Below are 2083 nucleotides of genomic sequence, written 5' to 3' on the forward strand. Positions count from 1 at the left end.
CTTTATTAGATTGGGCAACTAGCGAACATCAAAAAGGAAATATCGGCACAGCAAACTTACGATATGACTGGATATTAGAAGCACCTAGTTTAAATGATAGTATAAAAGAAGAGACAGAGAGAAAGCATGCATATTCTATTAAAGGTGTGCGGTTACCAACAGTAGCAGAGTTTGTGACAAGTGCTAATAATCAGCCGAATTCTTCTTCAACAGTATATAAATATGTTGAGGGATATGAGCTATATCCAGGAAATGAACAATTAAGAACAGGTATTAATCAGAGTATTCGTTCATTACTTTTATGGGTTAATGGACAACATCAAAAAGGAAATATCGGAACAGCAAGGACTCGTTATGAGTTGATTCTAGAATCACCTGGTGTATATAGTAGTATTCGACGTGAGACTCAGATGAAATTAGATTATGCATTAGATAATAAAAAGCTTCCAACTCCAGATGAATTAATAAATAGTATCAATAACGAGAACAATTCGTCACAAAAGCTGGCTAAATCTATTGAAGGATATTACTTATATCCTGGAAATGAGAAACTCACTAACGCAATTAACGATAGTGCAGCCTCTCTTATGAGTTGGGCAACTACCCAACATCTAAAAGGGGAACTAGATACTGCTAGAGTTAGATATGAAAGAGTATTAGATTCACCATCATTAAATAGTAAAATAGAAAAAGAAGTAAGATTAAAATTAAAGTATGTTAATAAAAATGAAATATTACCAACAGAGCAGAGAATAATAGATGTAGCAAATAGTAAAAATAGTTCTTCTAAAGCGATTGAAATTTTAACAAAAGGATATTATTTATATCCGAATAGTACAGAGATAAGTGCTGCTCTAAACATGAGTGCTCGTAATTTGCTGGAATGGGCAAAAGATCAACATCAAAAAGGCCAATTCGGTACTGCAATTCATCGTTATAACTACATTATTGGTTTAGATGGAGTTTATAATAGTACACAAAATGAAGCCAAGAAATATTTGAAGTTAGCTGAAGCCGGTGAAAAAATAGCGGGAGTAAAAGATATAGTGAATGGAAAAGTTGCTGAATATTCATATAACCAAATGATTAGTGACATTAAAGCATTAGAATCTAGTTATTCAAGTATTATTGAAACGAAGATAATTGGGAAGTCAGTTGATTATCGTAATTTATACGCTGTAAAATTAGGAAAAGGGAAGAAAGAAATATTCATCAATGCTTCCCATCATGCCCGTGAACATATGACTACAAATGTAATTATGGAAATGATTGATGAGTATGCAAAATCATATGCCCTGGATACAAAATATCATGGCTATGATGCAAGACAAATACTAAATGAAGTTTCAATTTGGTTTGTTCCTATGGTAAATCCAGATGGTGTAATGTTGGTGCAAGAAGGAGCGTTATCTGCAAGTAACCCTAGTAATGTGATAGAGATTAATGGTGGTAGCTCGAACTTCTCAAGTTGGAAGGCAAACATTAGAGGAGTAGACTTAAATCGTCAATATCCGTATCTATGGAACTCGATTACTGATAATACAGGTAAGCCTAGTTCGGCTATGTATAAAGGGGTTTTACCTTTAAGTGAACCAGAAACAAAAGCTGTGTATGATTTTACTAACCAGCATAATTTTCTCGCAGCAGTTTCTTATCACTCGTCAGGAGAATTAATATATACAAGATATGGATTCTCATCGCATACAAGGAAAATAACGGCTGGAGTAGCAAATATTACAGGTTACCAGCCAATTGACTTGCAAAATAGTGTAAGTGGTGGAGGTTATACGGATTGGTTCTTGTATAAAAAGAATCAGCCAGCGATCACACAAGAAATATCTCCATACGTATATGAACAACCAGTACCATTTAAGAATTGGGATGGTGTATGGAATAAAAACAAAACGGTTGGTTTATATATTGCAAAATATACTAGTGACAGGTAGACCATACTTAAAAGAGGCTGGGACAAAACCCAGATAAACAATAAAAAGTTGCACCTTTCCAAATTTATGGTTGGAGGGTGCAACTTTTTTATAAAATTGAAACAATTTAAGTAAGTAAAAAAGGATACCTTCTGATA

1 protein-coding gene is annotated in these 2083 nt (G+C 33.7%); it reads left to right on the forward strand.

The genetic code is table 11. The annotated features are described in order from the left end of the window. Positions 1-1946 (forward strand): M14 family metallopeptidase (locus D2K62_RS18560; protein WP_198671323.1); only part of this gene is annotated, 1946 nt, incomplete at its 5' end. Between the last annotated feature and the right edge of the window lie 137 nt (positions 1947-2083).

The organism is Paraliobacillus sp. X-1268, assembly GCF_003426095.1.
Classification (GTDB): domain Bacteria; phylum Bacillota; class Bacilli; order Bacillales; family Amphibacillaceae; genus Paraliobacillus_A; species Paraliobacillus_A zengyii.